Below are 15,658 nucleotides of genomic sequence, written 5' to 3' on the forward strand. Positions count from 1 at the left end.
AGCAGAAGATGTCGGGTGCGGGCGAGCAACCGACGTCTTCTGCTCACGAAGTGATGCGGTCGACGTCCGGCGCGGGCTCGGCACCGTGGTGGAGCGCCGTCAGGTACAACCGGTGTGCCGTGATCACGAGGGCGAGCCAGGCGAGTCCGAGCGCCCACGCCGCCAGCACGTCGGTCAGCCAGTGGTGCCCGAGGAACACCCGCGACGCCCCCACCGACAGCACGAACAGGGTGCCGACGACGATCGTCCACACCCGGGTGACGACGCGCGACTGCCGCAGGAGCAGGAGGTACACGATCGTGCCCACGATCACCGTGGAGTTGAGCGTGTGGCCCGACGGGAACGACGGCGACGTCTCGTACGGCGGCACCGCGTCGGACAGCGGCGGACGGGCGCGACCGATCAGGTCCTTGCCCGCGATCGTCATGAGCAACGAACCACCGCTCGCGGCGACCAGGAGCACCAGTGGCGTCCACGCACGGCGCTGGATCGTGAAGCCGACCAGGAACCCGAGCGCGACGATCGGCATCCCGATCGTGCCGGCGATGTCGGTCCACCAGGTGACGAGCGTGTCCGCCGTGGGTGATCGGAGTGTGAGCGCCCAGTCGAGGACGGGTCGGTCGAGCACCGCGACGTCGTCGGCTTCCCGCACGGCGTCGTAGACCTCGGAGGCGATCCACGTCGCGAGGACGGCGATGCCCAGGCCCACGGCGAGGGTCAGCAGCAGGACGGGCATGGCGCCGAAGCGCTTGCCGAGCGCGGTCCACGCACCGGCGACGCTGCGGCCAGCACGGGAGCGCCAACGGGTCAGGTCGACTTCGCCGACGGTGCGGTCGGCGGCGTCCCCGCGTTCGGTGTGCATCCGTCCACCCTGCCCGAAGCCGCCGGGAGCCGTCCCGGCCGCCTCAGTCCTTCGCCTCCGAGTACGCCCCCACCACCCCGACCGACAGCGGGAACGTCACCGGGAAGTCCTGGAACAACAGCCGTCCGGCATCGACGGCGGCCTCCTCGATCTGCTGCGCCACCCACTCCGCGTGCTCCGCCGGGGCGTGCACCACGATCTCGTCGTGCACGAAGAACACCAGGTGCGGCCCGTCCGTCACGGCGCCGGGGAACCGCGCGAGCAACCGCGAGCGCAGGGAGCCCATCCACGCGAGTGCCCACTCGGCCGCGGTCCCCTGCACCATGAAGTTCCGGGTGAACCGCCCCCAGCTCCGGGCCCGGGACTCGACCGCACGCTGCATCGCCGGGGTCCCCTCGACCGTGTACGCCTGGTTCCGGGCCTCGAACCACGAGTCCTCGGGCACCGGTGACGTCCGACCGAGCAGCGTCGTCACCGGCTCGCCGCGCTCCCCCGCACGCGCGGCTCGCTCCACCATGTCGAGCGCCTGCGGGAACGCCCGGACCAGACGTGGCACGAGTCGGCCGCCCTCGCCCTGGGTCGCGCCGTACATCGCGCCGAGCATCGCCACCTTGGCCTGCTGCCGGGTCTCGACCGCACCCGAGGCCACCACGCCGTCGTACAGGTCGCGCCCGTCGCCGGCCGCGGCCATCGCCCGGTCGCCGGACATCGCGGCGAGCACCCGGGGCTCCAGCTGCGCTGCGTCCGCCACGACGAGCTTCCACCCGGGATCGGCGATGACGGCCCCGCGGATGCCCTTCGGCAGCTGCATCGCTCCCCCGCCGTCGGCCGCCCAACGGCCGGTGACGACACCGCCGACGACGTACTTCGGGTGGAACCGTCCGTCGCGGATCCAGTCGTCGAGCCAGGTCCAGCCGTTGGCGGTGAGCAGTCGCGCCAGGCGCTTGTACTCGAGCAGCGGCTCGATGACGGGGTGCTCGATCTCCTGCAGCTCCCACTTCCGCGTGCTCGTGACCATCAGGCCGGCCCGGCGCAGCGACTTCAGGACGTCGGCGGGTGAGTCCGGGTTGAGACCGGGGTCGTCGAGGCGCTCGCGCACGACGGCGGCGATCTCCTCGAGGCGTCGCGGCCGCACCCCGTAGGGCACGCGCGGCCCGAGGGCGTCCTCGAGCAGCCGTTCGTGCACGTCGGCACGCCACGGCAGCCCGGCGTGCAGCATCTCGGCCGCCACGAGCGCACCGGCCGACTCCGCGGTGAGCAGCAGGCGGAGCGCACCGGGAGCGCTCGACCCCGCCACCGCAGAGAGCTGCGCCCGGAACTCCGCCACCGGGTCGACCTCGTCGTCGGGCGCGGCGGCGGTGAACAGGGCGTCGTCGAAGAGCTGGGCCTGCGTCGGCCGGACCACGCGAGCTTCCGCGACCGGGGCGTCCAGGGCGTCGGCCGGCGCGGCCGCGAGCGCGGATCCCCGCGCCGCCAGCGCGGCCCGCAGGACACGACGGCCGAGGCGCAGGTCGACGCAGCGTCCGACTCGCCCGCCAGCGGCAAGCACGGCCGGGTACCAGCGGGCGGTGTCGTCCCACACCCAGCGCACGCCCGGTGCGTCGTGGGCCGCGACGAAGGCCGGGAGGCTCGGTTCGTCCAGGCGGATCGGCTCACCTCCGGCGGTCCCCGCGTCGGTCAGGGGCGTCGCGAGGACGCCGCCGTCGACGCGGCGGAGGACGAGGTGCACGACACGATCATGCCGTGCCCCACCGACCCCGGTGCACCAGGGCCGGAACGGGTGTCACTCGCCGGGTCGGACCGCCGCGGTGTCGGCGACGTCGATGCGGACGTCGCCGTCCTCGGCACGGGAGACCTCGACCCGCGGGTCGGCGTCGTGCTCGTCGGATCCGGACATGCGGCGGAACGTGTCCTGTCGGCGTTCCTCGAACGTCATGTCGACGCCGTCGTCGAGGTGGTCGTGGTCGGGCTTCGTCATGCCGTGCACGGTACGCGGCCGCAGCTGCGGACGGTCACGCGACGGGTGCCGTGCCGGTCCGCTCGGTCCAGTGCCCACCGCTCGCCCACCGGTCGAGCACCGCCGCGCGCAACCGACCGGACGGCGCCGCGGACCGTGCGGTCGCCAGCGGCACCCCGAAGACGAACTTCGCGACACTGGCGTCCCCCTCGGTCGCATCGTGCTCCCCCGGCGGGACGAGACGGAAGCGCCGGGCGAAGCGCACGAGGTTGCCATCGGGGCCGAGCGCGGCCGGCAGGCCCGGATCGAGCATCCAGGAGCGGCACTGCCACCGGTCCGCAGCGAGCTGCGGTGCGAGGCCGCGCAGGACCTCGGGTGCGCGGGCGAACGAGCGGTCGCAGGCCACCGGGTCGAGCGGCCCGGTCTCCGGGACGTGCACGCCCCAGGCCGGCGTGCCGTCCGCCAGGTGGTCGCCGAGTTCGAACTGGAGGCGTCCCACGGCCACCACACGCCCGGTCACCACGGCGACGAGCCACTCCACCCCGGTGCCGTGCAGCCCGTAGCGCGCGAGCTTGCGGTCGACGTCGGCGACGGATGCCTCGGCGAGCGCGCGCGGGAGCCCCCGCTCCGCGAGGGCGTCGGCGGTGTCCGGCACCGCGGCGCGGAGCGCCGCCACCAGCCGCGCGTCCCGCTCCGCGGACCCGGCGTCGGCGACGGTGGCGGCCAGTGCGGCCGCCACCGTCGCGGAGTCGTCCGGTGACCCCACGGCGGCGGCGAGGACCGCGACGGACGCGGGACGGGCCTCCGGGCCGGGGGTCACGGTGGTCACTTCAGACCGGACGACGCGAGCCCGTCCATCACCCGACGCTGCAGCACGACGAACATGATGAGCACCGGCGCCATCGCCATCAGGCTGGCGGCCATCAGCACCGGGTAGTCGATCGTGCGGTCGCTCGACAGCGTCGCGAGGCCGGCGGCGAGCGGCATGTCCTCGGCGCGGGTGGAGACCACGAGCGGCCAGAGCAGCTCGTTCCACGACCACAGCACGGTCGTGATCGCGAGCACGCTGATCGAGGGACGGGCCAGGGGCAGCATGATCCGCCAGAACGTCTGGAACGGGTTCGCGCCGTCCATCCGCGCTGCCTCTTCCAGCTCGGGCGGCATGTTCAGGAACGCGGTCCGCATCAGGAACGTGCCGAAGGCGCTGAACAGCCCGGGTGCGACGATCCCCATCAGGGTGTCGAGCCAGCCGAGCCCCTGCACGATCTGGTACTGCGAGATCAGGTAGACCTGCGAGGGCACGAGCAGGATCGACAGCACGATCGCGAGCAGTGCCGCCCGGCCGCGGAACCGCATCCGGGCGAAGGCGTACCCGGCGAGCGTGCACAGGACGATCTGCGCGATCGTGCGGATGATCGTGACGTACACCGACGTGCCGAGCTGGCTGAGGAACGGCAGGCGTTCGAACACCTGCGCGTAGTTCTGCCACTGCAGCTCCCCCGGCCAGAAGACCGGCGTGACGGACTGCACCTGCGCGTTCGTCGACAGCGACATGATGATCTGCCACAGGAACGGGAAGGCCATCGCGAACCCGCCGATGCCGAGCACGACGTGGATCCACCAGTGGCTGCCGCCGCGACGGCCGGGCCGGCGTGCGGCCCGAGGCGGTGTGACGGTGGCGGTCATCCCTGCACCCACTTCCGTTGGACGCGGAACTGCACGAGCGTGACGATGCCGATGAGCAGGAAGATCACCATCGCGATCGCGGCCGCGAAGCCCTTGTCGTTGTCGATGAACCCGGCGCTGTAGAAGTAGAAGACGAGCGACATCGTCTTCGGGATCACCGGATTGGTGCTGCCGAGGATCGCGTACAGCAGGTCGAACAGCTGGAAGCTCGAGATCGTCGTGACGATCACCACGAAGAAGATGCTCGGGCTGAGCAACGGCACGGTCACCGACCGGAACTGCCGCCACCGGCTCGCGCCGTCGAGCTCCGCGGCCTCGTAGAGCTCCGGCGGGATGTCCTTGAGCCCGGCGCCGAGGATGATCATCGAGAACCCGAGGGACGACCAGAGGCCGACCAGGCTCACCGCGATCAGCGCGAAGCCGGGGGTCGAGATCCAGTACGGGCCGTCGATGCCGAAGTTGCCGAGGAACCAGTTCACGATGCCGTAGTCGCCGTTGTACATGATGCGCCAGACCAGGGCGATCGCCGCGGGCATGGCAACGTACGGCAGGAAGAAGAGCACCCGGTAGAACTGGGCGAACCGCAGCCCCGGGGTGTTCAGCAGACTGGCGAGCCACACCGCGATCGGGATCCCGGCGAGGACGATCACGGTGTAGATCACCGTGTTGAGCAGCGACTGGTACAGCTGCGGGTCACCGACGAGCCGGACGTAGTTGGCGACGCCGGTGAACGTGGCGCCCCCGAAGACGCCCCAGCTGGTGAACGAGTACCAGAACGTCTGGATGATCGGCCAGATGTAGAAGGTGCCGACGCCGACGAGCAACGGGAGCACGAAGAGCCACGGCCACCAGCCGTCGGTCCGTCGTGGCGCTCGGCCGCCGTCGGCGCGCGGCGCGGGGGCGCCCCGCCCGGACGAACGTGTCGTCCGGGCGGGGGTGGCTGCGGCCGGGGGCCGCTCGGTGTTGATCGTCACGCGCGGGTCCTACTTTTCCTTGGCGAGGGCGGCGTCCATCTTCTGTGCGAGGTCCTCTGCCACCTGGTCGACGGGCTTCGACCCGTCGAAGGCGCTCGGCAGCAGGGTGGTCTCGAGGGTGTTCCAGGCGGCGGTGTTCTTCGACACCGGCAGCGGCTTCGCGTAGTCCACCGCGTCGAGGAACACCTGCAGGTCGGCGTCGGGCATCGTCTTCGTGAAGGCGCTCTGCGTGCCCTCGTACGCCGGGATGACCGCGCCCATGTCGCCCTGCTGCTGCTGGGCCGTCTCGCCAGCGAGGTAGACCTGCAGCGCCTGGGCGGCGGCCTTGTCCTTGCTCGCCTCGGACACGACGTTCGAGACGCCGTGGATGACGGTCGCCTGCTCCTTGCCCTTCGGCAGCGGGTAGGCGACGACGTCCTTCTCCATCTCGGTGCCGGTCAGTGCGGAGCGGAACCAGCTGCCGCCCTGGTACATCGCGAGCTTGCCCGAGGTGAACCACTGGTCGGCCGTGGTGTCGGTGAGCTGCTTGATCGAGGGCGATGCCCCCGAGTCGATCAGGTCGGTCCAGAACTGCAGGCCGTCCTCGGAGGCCTTCGTGGCGTACTCGGACTCGGTGCCGTCGGCGTTCACGACCGAGCCCCCGGCCTGCAGGATGGTGTTGTAGTACGTCGTCTGGCCGTCCATGCCGCCGGCTGCCCCGTAGGCACCCTTCGACTTGAGCTTCTCGGACAGCTCGGCGCCGGTCTGCTGGAAGTCGTCCCAGGTCCAGTCCTTGGACGGCAGGTCCATGCCGGCCTGCTCGAACAGCGACTTGTTGACCCAGACGCCGATGGTGTCGAAGTCCTTCGGCACGCCGTACTGGGTGTCGTCGTACGTGTACAGGTCGTTGAGTGCGCTCGAGTACTTCGACGCGTCGATGTCACCCGACTCGACCTCGCCGGTGATCGGCGCGAGCTTGCCGTTGGCCGCGTACAGCTGGAAGTTCGGGCCGTTCATCCAGAACAGGTCGGGCAGGGTGTTGCTCGAGCCCTGGGTCTGCAGCTTCGTCCAGTAGTTGGCGAACGGCGTGACGTCGACGCTCACCTTGATGTCCGGGTACTCCTCGTTGAAGCCCTTCAGGTTGGCCTTGATGGCCTTGACCTGGTTCTCGTCCCAGACGGCGTAGGTCAGGGACGCCTTGGTGTCCTTCGGCGCGGCCTCGTAGTCGCCGCCGGAGCCGGACGCGCCGGACGACGAGGAGCAGCCGGCCAGGAGCGCTGCCGCGCCGAGTGCGGCGACGGCGCCGAGGAGGACGCGGCGCACGCCGGTTCCTCGGGTGGGGATGTGTGCGGTCATCGGGGTGTCCTTTCGCACGGCCGTCAGGAGCCGACGGTCTGGGCGGGATGCGGGGTGGAGGGGGTGGAGTGCGGGGCGTTCGACGTGAAGTGCGCGATGGTCTCGGCCGGCAGGGGCGGGACGTCGATGGGGACGGACCCGTTGCGGAGCGAGCGCGTGGCCAGCGCGCCGGCGGCGACCGCGGCACGGGCCGCGATCGGGGAGAGCTCCGACGGTTCGCCGAACGCGACGGACCGCAGGAACTCGGTCATGGTGAGCAGGTCGGCATCGGCATGCCCGTCCTCGACGCCGTCGATCGGGTACTCGCGGTCCCCCGTGGTGTCCCAGCCGCGGCGGTGCGTCCAGACCTTCACGACGCCCCCACCGGTGTCGCCGATGTTCTCGAGGCGTCCCTCGGTACCGATGACGGTGTAGTTCCGCCAGTAGTCCGGGGTGAAGTGGCACTGCTCGTAGCTGGCCTGCACCCCGTTGTCGAGCGTCATCATCACCATCGAGACGTCCTCGACGTCGACGACGGGGTTCAGCCCGGTCTGGGCGAGCGGCGGCCAGTTGTCGTGGGAGAACCAGTCCCCCATGAGCTCGCCGCTGCGGTCGCGCCGGTCGGTGACGTCGCCGTAGACCGACAGCGAACCCATCCCGACGACCCGGGCGGTGTCGCCCCCGCCGAGCGCGTGGATGACGTCGAGGTCGTGGCTCGCCTTCTGCAGGAGCAGGGAGTTCACCTTGCTGCGGTCGGCGTGCCAGTCCTTGAAGTAGTAGTCACCGCCGTTGCCGACGAAGTGCCGGCACCAGACGGCCTTGACCTGACCGATCTCGCCGCGGTCGACGATCTCGCGCATCAGGCGGACGACGGCGGCGTGCCGGAAGTTGTGCCCGACGTACAGCGGCGTCCCGGTCTCCGCCGCGGTGTTCAGGACGGCGTCGGCGTCCTCGACCGTGATGGCCAGCGGCTTCTCGAGGTAGACGGCGATGCCCGCGCGGAGCAGGTCGATCGCGATCTCGGCGTGGGTCCAGTCCGGCGTGGTGACGATGGCCGCGTCGACGTGACCGGTGAGGTCACGGTGGTGTTCCACCACCAGGGCGTCCGGGTACTCGTCGTGCCCGCGGTCCCGGCCGGCCGCGGTCACGTCCGCGACGGCCACGACCCGGGCCTGCAGCGACGGGTCGTCCGCGGTTGCCTCGGCCACGTGGCGGGCGATGGCGGACCGCTGGCCCATCCCGATCACCGCGACGCGGAGTCTTGCGTTGTCAGCGCCCATGCTCATCGCTCCCTTGCGTGAATGTGACGCCCATGATGCCGAATCGATCATGAATGCACAATAGGCGCTCACGGATCGCTCACGCATCCGTGCCGGGGAGGGTTTTACACGATCGAAACGTCCGGACCGTTCCGGGGTGGCCGCAGGGGGTGCTCAGTCGGCGACGACGAGCTCCACGCCGGCGCTGGCCAGGTCAGCAGCGAACGAGGCAGGCACCGGCTGGTCGGTGACCAGGACGTCGATGCGGTCGAGCGGGCAGATCCGGGCGAAGGTCGACCGTTCGATCTTGGTCGAGTCGGCGACCACGACGACGCGTCGTCCGACCGAGGCGAAGTGGCGGCTGACCTCGGCCTCGCCCTCGTGCATGGTGGTCGCGCCGTACTGGCCGGTGAGACCGTCGACGCCGAGCACCACGAGGTCGAGGGCGAACTCGTCGAGGGTGTCCCGGACGAGCGGCCCGACGAGCTCGTAGGACTGCCGCCGCGCCACTCCACCGGTGACCACGATCTTCACGTTGGCGCGGACGGACAGCTCGTACCCGACGTTCAGCGCGTTCGTCACGATCGTGATGCCGAACTCGCCGTCGGCGCGGATGAACCGCTCGCTCTTGCCGAGTTCACGCGCGACCTCGGTCGTGGTCGTCCCGCCGTTGAGGCCGACGGTCTCCCCCGGCTGCACCAGTCGGGCGGCCGCGCGGGCGATCGCCGTCTTCGCCTCGGCCTGCCGGGCGATCTTGTACTGCAGCGGGAGCTCGTACCCGGCCCCGAGTGCTGCCGCTCCCCCGTGCGTGCGCGTGACGAGCCGCTGGTCGGCGAGGGTCGCGAGGTCACGGCGAGCCGTCGCGGCGGAGATCCCGAGCAGCTCCCCGATCTCGGCGATCGACACGTTGCCGCGTTCGCTCACCAGTTCGAGCAGGGCGTTCAGCCGCTGTTGGGGGGTCATGACGGTCATCCTACGGCGTCACCACCGTCCCTCGGTGATCGGAAATGACGTTTTCCCCTTCCCTTGCGCACGATCGCTCGCTACGCTTCCTGATCATCGATCACCCGGATCGATCCGGACCCGGAAGGCTCCCATGACCGACACCTTCGTGAGCGCTGAACTGGCCTCGCAGCCGGAGACCTGGCGTGCAGCCGCCGCGCTCCTGCCGACCTTCGCCGACGCGCTCCCCCAGCCGGGCGAACGCGTGGCCGTGATCGGCTGCGGCACGAGCTGGTTCATCGCCATGAGCTACGCCGTCGCCCGTGAGCAGGCGGGCCTCGGTGTGACCGATGCCTTCGCCGGATCCGAGTACCCCGCATCCCGCGAGTACGACCGCGTGCTCATGATCAGCCGCTCGGGCACGACGACCGAGATCGTCGACCTGCTGCAGGCCCTGCCGTCGCAGCGGACCGTCCTGATCACGGCCGTCGCCGACAGCCCTGCCGCGGCCGTCGCCGACCAGGTGGTCGCCCTGCCCTTCGCCGACGAGCGCTCGGTCGTCCAGACCCGCTTCGCCACCACGACGCTCGCACTGCTGCGGGCGTCCATCGGTGACGACGTCGACGCGCTCGCAGCCCAGGCCGAGACCGCGCTGACGGTGCCGATCGACGACCTGCTCGACGCCGAGCAGGTCTCGTTCGTCGGTCGTGGGGCCGCAGTCGGCCTGACGTTCGAAGCCGCGCTCAAGACGCGTGAGGCCGCGCAGTTCTGGGCTGAGTCCTACCCGGCGATGGACTACCGGCACGGTCCCATCGCGATCGCCCAGCCCGGCCGGCTCGTCTGGTCGCTCGGCACGGCACCCGAGGGCCTGGCCGACGAGGTCGCCGCCACCGGCGCCCGCTTCGTCCAGCACGACCTCGACCCGATCGCCGGACTCGTCGTGGTGCACCGGTTCGCCGTCGCCCTGGCCGAGGGACGCGGGCTCGACCCGGACAACCCCCGGTCGCTCACCCGGTCGGTCATCCTCACCTGATGGGTGGCGCAGGCGCGGTGCTCGGGGTCGACGTCGGCGGCACGGGCATCAAGACCCGGCTGACGACGGCCGACGGGCTCGTCCTCGACGAGACCCGGGTACCGACGCCGCGCGACGACCCGGGCGCCGAGCGCCTCGCCGCCGTCGTCGCCGAACTGGCCGCACAGGCCACCCGACGGGCGCCGCTCGGAGCCATCGGGGTGGTGACCCCCGGCGTCGTCGACGAGACCCGCGGCACCGTGGACCTGTCCGTCAACCTCGGGTGGCGCGACGTCCCGGTGCGTGACCTCGTCCGTGCCGAGCTCCTGCGTCACGGGATCGACGTGCCGCTCGCCTTCGGCCACGACGTCCGCGCCGGCGCCCTGGCCGAGGTCCGGGCCGGTGACCCGGCGCTCTCGCGGGGTTCGGTCTCGTTCGTGCCGGTCGGCACCGGGCTCGCGAGCGCCCTGGTGGTCGACGGCGTCGTCGTGTCCGGCGGTGGTTGGGCAGGGGAGATCGGGCAGGTCCGCATCCAGACCGGTCCGCACGCGGGCCACCGCGTCGAGGAGATCGCGTCCGCCGGGGGAGTCGCGCGTCGTTCCGGCGCTCCGTCCGCACACGCCGCCATGCTCCTGGTCCGCCAGGGCGACCCCGCCGCCCGTGCGGTCTGGGACGACTGCGTCGCGGTCCTGGCCGATGCGCTCGCCTGGACCACCGCGGTCGCCGGGAACCACACGATCATCGTCGGCGGGGGACTCGCTGAGTCGGGCCCGCTGCTGCTCGACCCGCTGCGCGCTGCCGTCACGGAGCGTCTGCAGGGCGTCCGTGTCCCCGTCATCGTCGCCGCCCGGCACGGCGACGCAGCCGGCGCCATCGGTGCGGGGATCCTCGCACGCGCGATGACCGAGACCGAGACCGGGGTCCTGCTGTGACCACCCTCGTCCGAGCCCAACGCATCGTCACGGCCCAGGCGGACCTGCACGACGGCTGGCTCGTCATCGGTGACGACGACACCGTTCTGGCGACCGGCACCGGGTCCCCGATGCGCACGGACATCGCCGTCACCGTCGACGGCGCAGTCGTGCCCGGGTTCGTCGACCTGCACGCCCACGGCGCGCTCGGGCACGACTTCGCCGGGTGCTCCGCCGAGGATGCCCGTGCCGCAGCCGGGCACCACCGGTCGCGGGGCACGACCACCCTGGTCGGGTCCATCGCCACGGGAGAGCGCACGGACACCGTGGCGGCCCTCAGCCGGCTCCAGCCGCTCGTCGCGGACGGCACGCTCGCCGGGCTGCACCTGGAGGGGCCGTGGCTCGCGCCCGCTCGTCGCGGGGCGCACCGCGTCGACCTGCTGCACGCCCCGGACCCCGCCGAGGTCGACGCCTACTGCGACGCCGCGGGTGGCGCCCTGCGGATCGTCACGCTCGCGCCGGAGCTTCCGGGTGCACTCGACGCCGTCGCCCGCTTCGTCGAAGCCGGGGTCGTCGTCGCCATCGGCCACACCGCCGCCACCGCCGAGCAGACCCGCCGCGCGGTCGACGCCGGTGCCTCGCTCGTCACCCACCTGTTCAACGGGATGCCACCGCTGCACCACCGCGCGCCCGGGCCGGTCGGGGTCGCGCTCACCGACGACCGCGTGCTGCTCGAGTGCATCGTCGACGGCCACCACCTCGACCCCGTGACGGTCACGCTCGTGCAGCGCAGTGCTCCGGGCCGGATGGTCCTGGTCTCCGACGCCATGGCGGCGACGGGCTGCCCCGACGGGGCTTACACGGTGGCCGGATCGGCGGTGACCGTCCGCGACGGGCTCGCCGTGCTCGCCGACGGTTCGTCGCTGGCGGGCAGCACGATCACGGTCGCCGACGCCGTCCGCCGCCTGCTCGACGCGGGGACCGACCTGCCCGAGGTCGTCGCGGCGTCCGCGGCGCGCGCGGCACGGCTGCTCGGGGCACCGGCACCGCTCAGCGTGGGCGCCCCCGCCGACCTGGTCGTGCTCGACCCGGAGCGCGGCAGCGTCCGAGCCCTGCCGACGGCGGTCGCCGCATGATCCTCGTCGTCACCCCGAACCCGGCCGTCGACGTGACCTACCGCGTCGCCGAACAGAGCATCGGCGAGACCCAGCGCGTGCTCGAGGTCCAGCGGCGCCCGGGCGGCAAGGGCCTGAACGTCGGACGGGTCCTCGCCGCCACCGGTGTCCCGACCCACGCCGTGGTGCCCCTCGGCGGCGACGGCGGGCACTGGATCGCCCACGCCCTCGACGACCTCGGACTCGCCCACACCGACGTCGCTGTCCAAGGCGAGACCCGCACGACCGTGACGGTGGTGGACGACCTCGCCCACCCGACGATGTTCGGCGAGCCCGGACCCGTGCTCAGCCCCGACGAGTGGGACACCGTCACCAGCGCGGTCGAGCAACTGCTCGACGACGGCGTCGCCGGCGGCACCCGCGGTGCCGCCGGCGGCACCCGCGGTGCCGCCGGCGCCCCGGCCGCCGCGGCCCTGGTCGTGTCGGGCTCACTGCCCCGCGACACCGACCCCACGGTCGTCGCCCGCTGGGTCACCACCGCCCGCCGCCGCGGTGCGCTCTCCGTGGTCGACTGCTCGGGCACCGCGCTGCTGGCTGCCGCGTCGGCCGGGGCGACGGTCTGCAAGCCAAACCGCGAGGAACTGCTCGAGGCCACGGGCACGGACGACGAGCGCTCGGGGGCACTCCGGCTCCTCGGACTCGGCGCGACGGTCGTCGTGGTCTCTCGCGGCTCCGACGGCATCGCCGCCCACACCACCGAGCACGTGCTCGAGGTGCCGGCGATCCCCGGGGTCTCGGGCAACCCCACCGGCGCCGGGGACGCAGCCACCGCCGGGCTCGTCAGTGTGCTCGTCGATGTCCTCGTCGGTGCTGGCCTCTCCGCGCCCGACGGCAGCGTCCCGGCCCCCGACGACGCCACCCTGTTCCGAGCCCTCCGCTCCGCCGCTGCACACGGGGCCGCCGCCGTCCTCCAGCCGGTGGCCGGCGTGGTCGACCCGGCAGACGTCGACCGCTTCCTGTCCACCCCGCCCGCTCCCGCCCACGACCGAACGAGGACCCCCGCATGATCACCGACCTCGCCCTCACCGGCCTGCTCGACACCGCCCGCACGGCACGCCGCGGGGTCGGTGCGTTCAACGTGGTGCTGCTCGAGCACGCCGAGGCGATCGTCTCCGGCGCCGAGCTGGCCGGTCTGCCGGTGATCCTGCAGATCAGCGAGAACTGCGTCCGGTACCACGGTGGCCTCGCACCGATCACGACCGCGACCCAGGCGGTCGCACGGGCCGCCGACGTCGAGGTCCTCGTGCACCTCGACCACATCGAGGACCCGGAGCTGGTGGTGGCCGGCGTCGACCTGGGCGTCGACTCGGTCATGTACGACGGCTCACACCTGGACTTCGCCGCCAATGTGGCGGCGACCCGCGAACTCGCTGCCCGTTGTCACGCCGCGGGCGTCGCGATCGAGGCCGAGCTCGGCGAGGTCGGCGGCAAGGACGGCGTGCACGCGCCCGGCGTCCGCACCGATCCGACCGACGCCGCCGCGTTCGTGGCCGACACCGGGGTCGATGCCCTGGCGGTCGCGGTGGGGACCTCGCACGCGATGCAGACCCGCGAGGCGTCGGTGGACCGTGACCTGGTCGAGCGCCTCCGTGCCGCGGTGCCGGTGCCGCTCGTGCTGCACGGGTCCTCGGGCCTGTCCGACGACGAACTCCGTGGCGCCGTGCACGCGGGGATGACGAAGATCAACATCTCGACGCACCTGAACGGCCTGTTCACCCGTGCGCTCCGTACCGTGCTCGACGAGCGGCCGGACGTCGTCGACCCGCGCAAGTACGTGTCGGCGGGCCGGGACGCCATCGCCACCGAGACGGCACGGCTGCTGACGCTCCTGCACGCCTGACGCGCGAGCGGGCGCTCAGCAGAGCGGGACGTTCACCGCCAGCCCGCCCATCGCGGTCTCCTTGTACTTCGACGACATGTCCGCCCCGGTCTGCCGCATCGTCTCGACGACCTGGTCGAGCGACACGTGGTGCACCCCGTCCCCGCGCAGGGCCATCCGGGCGGCGTTGATCGCCTTGTTCGCCGCGATCGCGTTCCGCTCGATGCACGGGATCTGCACCAGGCCGCCGATCGGGTCGCAGGTCAGCCCGAGGTTGTGCTCCATCGCGATCTCGGCGGCGTTCTCGACCTGCTCCGGCGTGCCCCCGAGGACCTCGGCGAGCCCTGCAGCCGCCATCGACGCCGCCGAACCGACCTCGCCCTGACAGCCGACCTCGGCACCGGAGATCGACGCCCGTTCCTTGTAGATCGACCCGATCGCCCCGGCGGTGAGCAGGAACCGGACGACGGCGTCGTCCCGTTCGGCGGCGGGGGCGTCGGCGACCGTGGACACGTAGGTGAGCGCGTAGTACAGGACCGCGGGGATGATGCCGGCTGCGCCGTTCGTCGGGGCGGTGACGACGCGGCCTCCGGTGGCGTTCTCCTCGTTGACCGCCATGGCGACGAGGTTCACCCACTCCATCGCGAACAGCGGGTCGTGGTCGGGGTCCTCGCGGGTGAGCTGCTCGTGCCAGGTGGCGGCGCGGCGGCGGACGTCGAGTCCCCCGGGCAGGCACCCGCCCCGGCGGACGGATCGGTCGACGCACGACTCCATCACGCCGTGGATGCCCAGCAGTCCGGACCGGATCTCGGCGTCCGTCCGGGTGACGGCCTCGTTCGCCAGGGCGACGCCGCTGATCGGCAGGCCGGAACCGGCACACGCGGCGAGCAGCTCGGCGCCGCTCGAGAACGGGTACGGCACGGCGTCGTCGACCGGGATCGCGGCACCGGCGACGGCAGCGGACGCGTCGGCCGCGGGCTCCGCCGCCTCGTCCCGTGCGATGAACCCGCCACCGATCGAGTAGTAGGTCTCGTCGGCCAGGTCGGTCCCGTCGGCGTCACGGGCACGCAGCCGCATGGCGTTCGGGTGCCGGGGCAGCATCGTCAGGGGGTGCAGGACGATGTCGGCGAGGCGGAACGGCACACTCGCACCGCCGTCGAGCCGCAGGACACCCTCGTGCTCGAGGGCGTCGAGCGCGAGGACCATGGCATCGGGGTCGACGGTCTCCGGATGGGACCCCATGAGCCCGGCGACGACGGCACCGAGGGTTCCGTGTCCCTGCCCGGTCGACGCGAGGGAACCGTACAGGTCGACCACCACGGACGCGACGGGCAGGCCACGGACGAGGGTCGCGAACTCGGCACCGGCCCGCATCGGGCCGACGGTGTGCGAGCTCGAGGGGCCGACACCGACGCTGAACAGATCGAAGACGGAGACCGGCACGCCGCCACACTAACCCGTCCGGACGGACCGGTGCTCAGCGCCGCCGACCACCCTCGGGCGGCATCACGAACCACAGCACGACGTACGCGATCCACAGCGGCCCGGGGAAGAAGCTCAGGATGACCCAGACCACCCGGACCAGGGTGCGGGACAGGTTGAAGCGATCGGCGAGACCGGCGCAGACGCCGGCCAGCAGACGACCGTTGCGGGGACGGGAGAGTGTGCTCATACCGACGACGCTACGCAACGCCGCCGGTCGAGCGCATCCGGGACGCACCCCGAGCGTGGTGGGGGAAACCCCCGG

General features: G+C 72.2%; 16 protein-coding genes. 5 read left to right on the top strand and 11 right to left on the bottom strand.

Annotation, left to right across the window (positions count from 1 at the left end):
• Positions 1-43 precede the first annotated feature (43 nt).
• The 9 genes from DEJ29_RS17420 to DEJ29_RS17460 all read right to left on the bottom strand — a co-directional run bounded on the left by DEJ29_RS17420 (position 44) and on the right by DEJ29_RS17460 (position 9,015).
• Positions 44-862: a phosphatase PAP2 family protein gene (locus tag DEJ29_RS17420; protein WP_111094059.1), complete on the bottom strand. Its 819-nt coding sequence runs from the start codon at positions 860-862 to the stop codon at positions 44-46.
• Between the two features lie 43 nt (positions 863-905).
• Positions 906-2,591, bottom strand: coding sequence for a bifunctional 3'-5' exonuclease/DNA polymerase (locus tag DEJ29_RS17425; protein ID WP_111094060.1), 1,686 nt, complete (start codon positions 2,589-2,591; stop codon positions 906-908).
• Between the two features lie 54 nt (positions 2,592-2,645).
• The gene (locus DEJ29_RS17430; RefSeq protein WP_017887924.1) at positions 2,646-2,840 is read right to left on the bottom strand and encodes a hypothetical protein; all 195 of its coding nucleotides are present in this window, start codon (positions 2,838-2,840) and stop codon (positions 2,646-2,648) included.
• 34 nt (positions 2,841-2,874) lie between these two features.
• On the bottom strand, positions 2,875-3,648 hold the full coding sequence (locus tag DEJ29_RS17435; RefSeq protein ID WP_111094061.1) for a hypothetical protein: 774 nt from the start codon (positions 3,646-3,648) through the stop codon (positions 2,875-2,877).
• Positions 3,645-4,505, bottom strand: a complete 861-nt coding sequence (locus DEJ29_RS17440; RefSeq protein ID WP_071406230.1) for a carbohydrate ABC transporter permease — start codon at positions 4,503-4,505, stop codon at positions 3,645-3,647. The genes DEJ29_RS17435 and DEJ29_RS17440 overlap by 4 nt, the downstream gene beginning before the upstream one ends.
• Positions 4,502-5,479 carry a carbohydrate ABC transporter permease gene (locus DEJ29_RS17445; protein ID WP_027466814.1) on the bottom strand — a complete coding sequence of 326 codons (978 nt, stop codon included), beginning with the start codon at positions 5,477-5,479 and terminating at the stop codon, positions 4,502-4,504. Before DEJ29_RS17445 ends, DEJ29_RS17440 begins: the two co-directional genes overlap by 4 nt.
• A 9-nt stretch (positions 5,480-5,488) precedes the next feature.
• Positions 5,489-6,814, bottom strand: a complete 1,326-nt coding sequence (locus DEJ29_RS17450; RefSeq protein ID WP_111032187.1) for an ABC transporter substrate-binding protein — start codon at positions 6,812-6,814, stop codon at positions 5,489-5,491.
• A 23-nt stretch (positions 6,815-6,837) separates the two neighbouring features.
• On the bottom strand, positions 6,838-8,079 hold the full coding sequence (locus tag DEJ29_RS17455) for a Gfo/Idh/MocA family protein (protein WP_111094062.1): 1,242 nt from the start codon (positions 8,077-8,079) through the stop codon (positions 6,838-6,840).
• A 147-nt stretch (positions 8,080-8,226) separates the two neighbouring features.
• On the bottom strand, positions 8,227-9,015 hold the full coding sequence (locus DEJ29_RS17460) for a DeoR/GlpR family DNA-binding transcription regulator (protein WP_027466817.1): 789 nt from the start codon (positions 9,013-9,015) through the stop codon (positions 8,227-8,229).
• Between the two features lie 133 nt (positions 9,016-9,148).
• Between DEJ29_RS17460 and DEJ29_RS17465 the strand changes: the two genes are divergently transcribed.
• From DEJ29_RS17465 to DEJ29_RS17485, 5 genes are read left to right on the top strand one after another with little or no spacing between them, the layout of a single operon-like run.
• A complete protein-coding gene (locus tag DEJ29_RS17465) occupies positions 9,149-10,027 on the top strand; it encodes an SIS domain-containing protein (RefSeq protein ID WP_071406232.1) in 879 nt (292 codons plus the stop codon).
• The gene (locus DEJ29_RS17470; RefSeq protein ID WP_111094063.1) at positions 10,027-10,938 is read left to right on the top strand and encodes an ROK family protein; all 912 of its coding nucleotides are present in this window, start codon (positions 10,027-10,029) and stop codon (positions 10,936-10,938) included. The genes DEJ29_RS17465 and DEJ29_RS17470 overlap by 1 nt, the downstream gene beginning before the upstream one ends.
• Positions 10,935-12,053, top strand: coding sequence for an N-acetylglucosamine-6-phosphate deacetylase (nagA, locus tag DEJ29_RS17475; protein WP_111094064.1), 1,119 nt, complete (start codon positions 10,935-10,937; stop codon positions 12,051-12,053). Before DEJ29_RS17470 ends, nagA begins: the two co-directional genes overlap by 4 nt.
• Entirely contained in the window at positions 12,050-13,099 is a 1,050-nt protein-coding gene (locus DEJ29_RS17480) for a 1-phosphofructokinase family hexose kinase (RefSeq protein ID WP_111094065.1), read from the top strand. The genes nagA and DEJ29_RS17480 overlap by 4 nt, the downstream gene beginning before the upstream one ends.
• Positions 13,096-13,932 carry a class II fructose-bisphosphate aldolase gene (locus tag DEJ29_RS17485; RefSeq protein WP_111094066.1) on the top strand — a complete coding sequence of 279 codons (837 nt, stop codon included), beginning with the start codon at positions 13,096-13,098 and terminating at the stop codon, positions 13,930-13,932. The genes DEJ29_RS17480 and DEJ29_RS17485 overlap by 4 nt, the downstream gene beginning before the upstream one ends.
• 15 nt (positions 13,933-13,947) lie before the next feature.
• Here DEJ29_RS17485 and DEJ29_RS17490 read toward each other — a convergent pair whose 3' ends face one another.
• A complete protein-coding gene (locus DEJ29_RS17490; protein WP_111094067.1) occupies positions 13,948-15,354 on the bottom strand; it encodes an L-serine ammonia-lyase in 1,407 nt (468 codons plus the stop codon).
• Positions 15,355-15,388: 34 nt separating this feature from the next.
• Positions 15,389-15,583, bottom strand: coding sequence for a PspC domain-containing protein (locus DEJ29_RS17495; RefSeq protein ID WP_027466823.1), 195 nt, complete (start codon positions 15,581-15,583; stop codon positions 15,389-15,391).
• Positions 15,584-15,658: the final 75 nt, after the last annotated feature.

The sequence above is a fragment of the Curtobacterium sp. MCPF17_021 genome, assembly GCF_003234605.2.
GTDB classification, from domain to species: domain Bacteria; phylum Actinomycetota; class Actinomycetes; order Actinomycetales; family Microbacteriaceae; genus Curtobacterium; species Curtobacterium flaccumfaciens.

What these genes read in the sequence shown, in the direction of transcription:
- DEJ29_RS17420 (WP_111094059.1), bottom strand. Translation starts at nt 862, where the DNA reads ATGCACACCGAACGCGGGGACGCCGCCGACCGCACCGTCGGCGAAGTC.
- DEJ29_RS17430 (WP_017887924.1), bottom strand. Translation starts at nt 2,840, where the DNA reads ATGACGAAGCCCGACCACGACCACCTCGACGACGGCGTCGACATGACG.
- DEJ29_RS17440 (WP_071406230.1), bottom strand. Translation starts at nt 4,505, where the DNA reads ATGACCGCCACCGTCACACCGCCTCGGGCCGCACGCCGGCCCGGCCGT.
- DEJ29_RS17450 (WP_111032187.1), bottom strand. Translation starts at nt 6,814, where the DNA reads ATGACCGCACACATCCCCACCCGAGGAACCGGCGTGCGCCGCGTCCTC.
- DEJ29_RS17455 (WP_111094062.1), bottom strand. Translation starts at nt 8,079, where the DNA reads ATGAGCATGGGCGCTGACAACGCAAGACTCCGCGTCGCGGTGATCGGG.
- DEJ29_RS17460 (WP_027466817.1), bottom strand. Translation starts at nt 9,015, where the DNA reads ATGACCCCCCAACAGCGGCTGAACGCCCTGCTCGAACTGGTGAGCGAA.
- DEJ29_RS17465 (WP_071406232.1), top strand. Translation starts at nt 9,149, where the DNA reads ATGACCGACACCTTCGTGAGCGCTGAACTGGCCTCGCAGCCGGAGACC.
- DEJ29_RS17470 (WP_111094063.1), top strand. Translation starts at nt 10,027, where the DNA reads ATGGGTGGCGCAGGCGCGGTGCTCGGGGTCGACGTCGGCGGCACGGGC.
- DEJ29_RS17480 (WP_111094065.1), top strand. Translation starts at nt 12,050, where the DNA reads ATGATCCTCGTCGTCACCCCGAACCCGGCCGTCGACGTGACCTACCGC.
- DEJ29_RS17485 (WP_111094066.1), top strand. Translation starts at nt 13,096, where the DNA reads ATGATCACCGACCTCGCCCTCACCGGCCTGCTCGACACCGCCCGCACG.
- DEJ29_RS17495 (WP_027466823.1), bottom strand. Translation starts at nt 15,583, where the DNA reads ATGAGCACACTCTCCCGTCCCCGCAACGGTCGTCTGCTGGCCGGCGTC.